Annotated in this window: 6 protein-coding genes; 5 read left to right on the top strand and 1 reads right to left on the bottom strand. The window is 74.9% G+C overall.

Annotated elements, in window-relative coordinates; all coding sequences use genetic code 11:
- Nucleotides 1–97: 97 nt before the first annotated feature.
- Nucleotides 98–1,342 carry a helix-turn-helix domain-containing protein gene (locus tag BN2279_RS04570; RefSeq protein ID WP_059006665.1) on the bottom strand — a complete coding sequence of 415 codons (1,245 nt, stop codon included), beginning with the start codon at nt 1,340–1,342 and terminating at the stop codon, nt 98–100.
- Nucleotides 1,343–1,749: 407 nt separating this feature from the next.
- Here BN2279_RS04570 and BN2279_RS29085 point away from each other — a divergent pair, with 407 nt between their 5' ends.
- From BN2279_RS29085 to BN2279_RS04590, 5 genes are all read left to right on the top strand, one after another.
- Nucleotides 1,750–1,911 (top strand): hypothetical protein, encoded by a 162-nt coding sequence (locus tag BN2279_RS29085; protein WP_159037055.1) that lies wholly within the window; start codon nt 1,750–1,752, stop codon nt 1,909–1,911.
- Nucleotides 1,912–1,945: 34 nt separating this feature from the next.
- A complete protein-coding gene (locus tag BN2279_RS04575) occupies nt 1,946–2,530 on the top strand; it encodes an ATP-binding protein (RefSeq protein ID WP_159037056.1) in 585 nt (194 codons plus the stop codon).
- Between the two features lie 186 nt (nt 2,531–2,716).
- A complete protein-coding gene (locus BN2279_RS04580) occupies nt 2,717–4,000 on the top strand; it encodes a tetratricopeptide repeat protein (RefSeq protein ID WP_159037057.1) in 1,284 nt (427 codons plus the stop codon).
- Between the two features lie 116 nt (nt 4,001–4,116).
- A complete protein-coding gene (locus BN2279_RS30920; RefSeq protein ID WP_159037058.1) occupies nt 4,117–5,403 on the top strand; it encodes a tetratricopeptide repeat protein in 1,287 nt (428 codons plus the stop codon).
- A gap of 115 nt (nt 5,404–5,518) precedes the next feature.
- On the top strand, nt 5,519–7,079 hold a 1,561-nt coding region (locus tag BN2279_RS04590; protein ID WP_159037059.1), incomplete at its 3' end, for a tetratricopeptide repeat protein.

The raw sequence follows: 7,079 nt of genomic DNA on the forward strand, positions 1-7,079 counted from the left end.
CACGCTAACCCGCCGACCCGAGCCGGCACGAGCCCACCACCCGCCCCTCCCAGGCCGCGCAGCGGCGGAAGGAGCGGTGAGACTGGCGTGGTGTCGGTCAGGGCCGGCCGAGGCCGGTGAGGAGGTACTCGTCGAACTCGGCCACCGAGCGGTGGTCCCGGTAGGGGCTGAGTCGGGCGCGGACGTCGGTGACGGTGCGGAAGTTGCGCACCGAGCCGGTGGAGTTGGCGATCGTGGCGGCGTGGGTGAGTACGGTGATGGCTTGGTCGAGGTCCTTGGTGGCGAGGTGAGCGCGGGCGGCGGCGACGTGGAGTTCGGCCGAGCCGCGGACCATGATGCCGGGCCACTGGGCCTGGGCGTCGGTGGCGGCTGCCAGGGCGGGCCGGGGTTCGCCGAGCTGGTTTCGGGTGTGCGCGCTCCACTTGCTGAGTTCTGAGGCGTCGAGGTAGCCGATGTAGACGGGCTTGGCTCCGTCGTCGGCCTGGGGCAGCAGGGACCAGGCGGCGTCGAGGTCGGCGTACGCCGCGTCGGGGTGGTCGACGGTGGCGTGGTGGTAACCGCGGACGGCGTGGAGCCAGGACCGCACGGCCGGGTGCGCGCTGGAACCGGCGGTGCGGACCGCGGCGTCGGCGAGGTTCAGCGCGTCGTGGTGCCGGCCGAGTACGCCCATAACGCGGCTGGCCTGGCCGATATTGTTGGCGGCGGCGCTGATGTCTCCGGCCTCTGCGGCCAGCCCGGCGGCCTCCCGGAAACCCCGGTGTGCGGTGCTGTACTGGCCGATGTCGAACCGGGCGAAGGCGACCAGGCCGGCCGTGGTGGAGGCCAGCGCGGCGATGCGGCTGCGTTCCGCCCCCGGGGGGGTCGCGTGATACCAGGTCATCACGTTGTCGTGATGGTCCAAGGTCAGCTCGAAGCTTCCGGGGGCGCCTCGCAGGTTTCCCAGGCGGCCGATGGCTTCGTGCAGTTCGTAGTGGGCGGCCAGGCGTTCAGATCCGCCGCCGGGCAGCGAGGGGAACGCGGCCAGTCCCGTAGCGGCTGTTGTCGCGGTGGTGGTGAGGAGGAAGTCGCGGCGTCGCAAGAGGTCATCCCACAGTCGGAGGGTCTCCTCCAGGACGGGGGAGACCTCGGGGCCGTTGTCGTGCTCGTCGGGCCGGTACGCAGCCAGCAACTGCCCCCCGGCACCAAGAGCTTCGTCCAGAGCCTGCACGAGTTCCCGGTAGGGGCTCCTTCGCCCGGTCTCCAGGTCGTGCAGGTAGCTCTTGCTGAAGGAGGTCAGTCCGGCCAGCGAGCGCAGTGACCGAGTGCCGCGCAACCGGCGCAGGGTCTGACCGAACGTCTCCATTTAAAGTTCCTCCCCGAGTTTACGGACATCATGCGGACACCGCCACGGCGCTTGCCGCTCGCCCGTCACGCCTGGTCACAGGGGTTAACCGGACCTTCATGGGCTGCTGCCTGATCCGGCGCGACCGGCTGGAGCCGCGGACTTGTGCGGACACCAGAAAGCTTCGCCTGGCTGAGAGTAGTCGTAAAACTACTCCTGTGTGGCCCTGATCAGGGCAGACGCGGAACGCGCGAGCGACCGCGGCGGGGCAGTGCCGTCTCCGGCTGGGTAGGAGACCGTCGCCCCGGCTCACTCGTCATCCCCAACGCCGGAGAAAGAACATGGCCGTTCGCCACTCCGTTCCCACTCGTCCCCGAACCGTGCCGCCTCCTACCGGCCGGGCCGCGCCCCCGGTACCCGGGCGCGGGGTGACCGCGCGGCGGGCGGCGCCGGCCCGCCGGTACTGGCCGGCGGTGACGCTGGGCCTGCTGATGGCGGCGGCCATCGGGTGGTGCCTGGTCCGGCCACTGGCCGGGCTGGCTGTCACCGGCGCGGTGCCGTCCGTCCCGGAGGGGTGGTGGGGGCGGTGAGGGAGCGTCTTTACACGTCTCCGAGGCCACGGTGGTGCGCCAGGGGGTGTGGCAGTGGCAGGCGCCGCGCGGTGCGCGGGCGCCGGGTGCGGCGCGGGCGGGTGTGCGTGCGGCGCTCACGCTGCTGGGCGTGGCCGGGGACGTGGTGGACGATGCGGAGCTGGTGACCAGCGAGCTGGTCACGAACGCGGTCGTCCACGGCGCCGGCGAGGTGGTGCGGGCGGAACTGACGGCCGGCGGGGACATGCTGCGGCTGGTGGTGGACCACGGGTCGCCGGGCCGGGCGCACCTGCACCACGCCGGGCCGGAAGAGGAGCACGGCCGGGGGCTGGCGATCGTGGCCAGGCTGTGCCGGGAGTGGGGTGCGGAAGCGGGCAGGACGTGGTGTGTGCTGGCGGTGCCGCCCGGCGGCCCGGGCCCGGAGCACGATCTGCGCCGCGCCGGTCTGGACGCGGCCGTGCCGCGTCACCCGCGTGCGGTGTCCGCGGGGTGCCCGGCGCCCGCCCCGGCTCCGGGTACGGGTGATACGGCACGGCCGCCCGGCGTCGCGCGGGCCCGGCTGCGCGGGACGCGACGGATGGTCCCGGCGCCCGCCGGGCCGGGGCCGGCGGGTTCCTGAGCCAGGCCGCCGGGGTCCGCGCCTCCTCCTGCCCTCCCTCCCCCGGGCGGGACGGGGCGCGGCGGGCCCTCGACCCCGGCGGCCACCCCTCTTCTTCCTCTTCTTGTGTGCGGTGCCGGGTCCCGCACGGCCCCCCTTCCCCGTTCTTCTCTCTTCGCGTTGTTCTGCTGCCTGGAGTGCTTACGTATGACGACTTCTGCTGTGGCGTGGCGGTTCGCGGACCTGCCGTCGGCGGTCACGGACATCCTTCGCAAGGCCGCGCTGCTGCCCGCCGTCTGGGTGGACGTGGCCGATGTCGTGGCGGTCTGCGCCCTGCCGGAGGCGCAGGTGCACCGCGCTGTGGAGCGTCTGGCCGACGCGGGGCTGATCGCCGAGGACAGCCGGCACGACGACCGGTTCGTGATCACTGCCGCGGCCCGTGAGCTGCTGGCGGACGACCCGCGGGCGCTGTCGCAGCGGGAGTGTGCCGGTACGCGCAGCCGCTGGTACGCGTGGCTGGTGCGGTCCGCGACGATGGCGCAGGGGGCGGTGTCTCCGGCGCGGCGGGTGACCCGGCTGGCGCGGGAGTACCGCTACGCCGCCGGTTTCACGGTGCCGTTCACCGGGGGCTGGGCGGCGTGGGCCTGGCTGGATGAGCGGCAGCGCACGCTGGAGGCGACGATCCGGGCGGCAGCCGCCGACGAACTGCTGACGGTGGTGTGGCAGCTCACGGACGCGATCTCGCCGCTGGCGCGCACCTGGCGGGACCCGGCGTCGTGGGTGGAGGGCCACACGCTGGCGGTGGAAGCGGCCACCGCGTGCGGGGACCCCAGGGCGGCGATGGTCCTGGGTGTCCGGCGGGGCGGCGGGCTGGCCGCGACAGGCGAGACCGGCGAGGCGGTCGCGGTGCTGGAGGCGCTGCGGGCGCGGGCCGCACGCGCCCGGGATGTCGCCATCCAGGCCCAGGCAGGGCAGGAACTGGCCGGCGTGCATGCCCGCCGGCACGGCCCGCCGTCCGGCCGGGAACAGGCGTGGATCTGCCTGGCCGAGGCGATCCGGCTGTGGGAGGGGGCCGGCGACCAGTGGGCCGCCGGCCTGGCCCGGTACGAGCTGGGCGTGCTGGAACTCGCGATGGGCAACCCGGGCGGGGCACAGGACGCGTTGTCGCGAGCGCGGACCGCGCTGGAGGACCAGGGCGATGCCCGCTCGGCCGCCTGGGCGCTGGCCCACCTGGGGCTGGCCGTGGCGCGCGGCGGCCGGCCGGCCGCCGGTGAGGAGCGGATGCTGCTGGCGCAGCGGGAGTTCACGGCCGGTGGTGACCGGGCCGGGGTCGTGGTCTGCCTGCGGATGCGCGCGGCGGCCTTCCGCGAGCGGGGCCGCGACGCCGAGGCCCTGCGCCTGCTCCAGCGGGCGGCACGGATCACCGGGACGGCGCCGGACTCGCCCCAGGCCCGGCGGATCGAGGACCACAGCCCCGGCGGGACCGGGTGACCGCCCCTCACCGTTCCCGTTCCGGCGCCCCGCTGCCCCCAGGCGGCTCGCCCCTCCTTGTTCCCCCCTTTTCTTCGTTTCCGCGTGGCTGCTGTGCGCGGGGTGTGGAGTTGACGATGAGTGATCTGGCCATGCGGACGAGCGTGGTGCCGTGGCAGGCCCAGGAGGTGTATCAGCGGCTGGGTGTGCTGCCCGACGGCGTGTGGGACCGGTGGGACGTCGCGGCGGTGTGCGGGCGGCACGCCGAGGACACCGGCCGGCTGCTGGGGCATCTGGTCGGGGCGGGGCTGGTCACGCAGTCCGGGGAGGCGTACGCGATCCCGCCCGGGCTGCGCGGGCACGCCCGGGACTGGGCGGGGAAGCTGCCGCCCGGGGGGCGGGAGATGGTGCTGCGGCGGTGGCGGGACTGGCTGCTGATGAACGCGACAGCCGCGCAGCGGCTGTTGTCGCCGGAGCCGGAGGTGTTCGGTCTGCCGCGTGAGTACCGGCATGTGCCGCCGGTCGAGCCGCGGATCGGCACGCCGTGGTCGGCGACGGTGTGGCTGGCGGAGCACCGTGCGGCGCTGGCCGACGCGGTCCACGCCGCGCACGCCGCCGGGCTGCCGCAGGTGGTGTGGCAACTGGCCGACGCCCTGGGGCCGCTGGAGCTGTCCTGGGCGGAGCCGGAGGTGTGGGCGCGGATCCACGACCTGGCCGTGGAGGCGGCCGGGGCGTGCGGGCAGCCCCGGGCGGCGCGGGTGCTGCTGGTGCGGCGCGGTATCGGCTTCACGGCCACCGACGGCCCCCCGGCGCTGACGCGGCCCGCGCCTCACGGCGCCCCCGACCTGGGGGTGATGGCGGGTCTTGAGGATCTGCACGAGGCGCTGGACCAGGCGTGCGCCGCGCGGGACGTACCGGTCCAGGCCGCGGCCCTGCGCGGGCTGGGCTTGGCCTACCACCAGGCTGGCGACACCGACGAGGCTGTCCGGTTCTTCCGCCGCGCGGTGGCGCTGTGGGAGCAGGACCAGCCGCAGCAGCCGCAGGCCCGCGAGACGACGGCATGGGCGTGGGCAGCGGCCCGGACTCGCGCGGATCTGGGCATCGCGCTGCTGACCGGTGGCGCCAGCGTCGAGGCGCTGGAGGAACTGACCCGGGCGTGCCCGGCGTTGTGGCGGGCCGGTGATCTGCCGGGTGAGGCCACCGGGCTGGCGGCCATGGCGTTCGCCCTGTCCTGGACCGGCAAGCGCGACCTGGCCTACGACGCGCTGGCGCGGGCCAAGAAGCGGTTCTCCGAACTCGGGGACGCGGTCGCCTTTGCGCGCTGCTCAGGTATGGGCCACGCCTTGCGGGCCGCCCCGGGAAGCGCGGAAGCGGCACGGGCCTACAGCACACAGTTCCTGCCTGCCGCCACCCGGATCCTGTGACCCCGGCCTTTCACCGCCGACGCTCGGCGGCCCGCCGTCGCGCGGGAACCGGCCGCACCCCGGCCGACCACTTCTTCCTCTTTTTCCTTTGGTGCTTGGTGAGGTGCTGATGGTGATGCTGATCCCTCCGACTTGGCCCCCCACGCGACTGGCCGACGCGTACGCGCGACTGCCGGAGGTGGTGGTCGACACCTGCCGGGCGCTGGCGGCGCTGCCGGCGGGGATGGACCTGTGGGACGCGCACGACCTGGGCGCGATCTGCGGCCGGGACGCGGACAGGATCCGCGCGCACCTGGCGTGGCTGGAGTGGTGCCGGGTCGCCGTCCGGCACGAGCACCACGACCGCCACCACGTTCACCAGTGGTGGACGGTGGACCACGCCGCCGCCCACGCCGCCGCGAACGCGGTCGCCGGCCCCCACCCCGGCCCCGAGGGCGAGAGGAAGGGGGACGTCGAGGGGCGCGGGGTGCGGGCGCGGGCCTACGGCAGGCTGCTGCGCGTCGCGGTCCAGCACCCTTCACCCTCTCTTCCCGCTGGAGAATTCTTCGTGACGATGCACCAGACGCTCCAGGGTCTGCCGTCCGGGGCCCGCACCACGCTCGCCGCCCTGGCCGCCCTGCCGCCCGGCACTGTGGCCGACGCGCTGGACATGGCGGTCGTCCGCGACTTGCCTCTTGAGGAGACCGGCTGCCATCTGGCCCTGCTGGCCGCCCGCGAACTGCTCGAACCTGCCCAGACCACCCAGGGCGCGGCCGGGCCGTTCCGGGTCGCCGGCACCGTTCGCGGCGCCGTCGCGGGGGCGAGCGCCTGCCCCGACCGCGACCCCCGGCTCCTGCGGCTGCGCCGCTGGGCGGACTGGCTCCTCATGGCGGCCACTGTGATCGACCGCGAGGTCACTCCCAGCCACCACGCCCACTACCCCCACCGCGACTACCAGCACCCGCCCCGGGTACCGGACGGCGTCGAGCTGCCCTTCGCCGGTACCGAAGCGGCGGCGGTCGCGTGGCTGACGCCGCGCCAGGACAGCATGGCCGCGGCCGTGCGCGCCGTCCACGCCGCCGGGTGGCACCCCCTGACCGTCCAGTTCACCGTCTCCCTGTGGCCGATGTGGCACCGCCTGCGCCCCTCCGCGGCATGGACCGGGTGCCACGAGCTGGCGCTGGCCTCCGCCCGCCGGGCCGGTGACGCGGCCGGCGAGCGGATCGTGCTGAGCACCCTGGCCGTCGCGCTGCGCTCCACCGGCCGGCACCAGGAAGCCATCGACGCCTACAAGCAGGTCCGCGCCATGGCCGCGAAGGCCGGCGACCTGCGCATGCAGGCCCAGGCCCTCAACGGGATAGGCCACGCCCTGACCGAGGCCGGCCAGTACGACCAGGCACTGTCACCGCTGAAAGCCGCACTGCTCATCCGCCAGGAGACCGGCTACGCCCGCGGCGTGGGCCTGACCACGCTGCTGCTGGGCCGCGCCCGCGCCGGCCTGGAGGACTACCTGCCCGCCGCCAACCTGCTCGAAGAGGCCCGCGACCGGCTCGCCGCCGTCCCCGACCCCTACGACGCCGCGCGCGCCCTGATGCACCTGGGCCACGTCAGCGGGCTGATGGGCCACCACGACCAGGCCCGCGACCATCTCGACCGGGCCGCGGGCGAGTTCCAGGCCCTGGGCCAGCACCACGGCC

This window comes from Streptomyces specialis, from assembly GCF_001493375.1.
Lineage (GTDB): Bacteria > Actinomycetota > Actinomycetes > Streptomycetales > Streptomycetaceae > Streptomyces > Streptomyces specialis.

Coding starts and splice junctions, on each gene's coding strand:
- BN2279_RS04570 (WP_059006665.1), bottom strand. CDS start 1,342: ATGGAGACGTTCGGTCAGACCCTGCGCCGGTTGCGCGGCACTCGGTCA.
- BN2279_RS04580 (WP_159037057.1), top strand. CDS start 2,717: ATGACGACTTCTGCTGTGGCGTGGCGGTTCGCGGACCTGCCGTCGGCG.
- BN2279_RS30920 (WP_159037058.1), top strand. CDS start 4,117: ATGAGTGATCTGGCCATGCGGACGAGCGTGGTGCCGTGGCAGGCCCAG.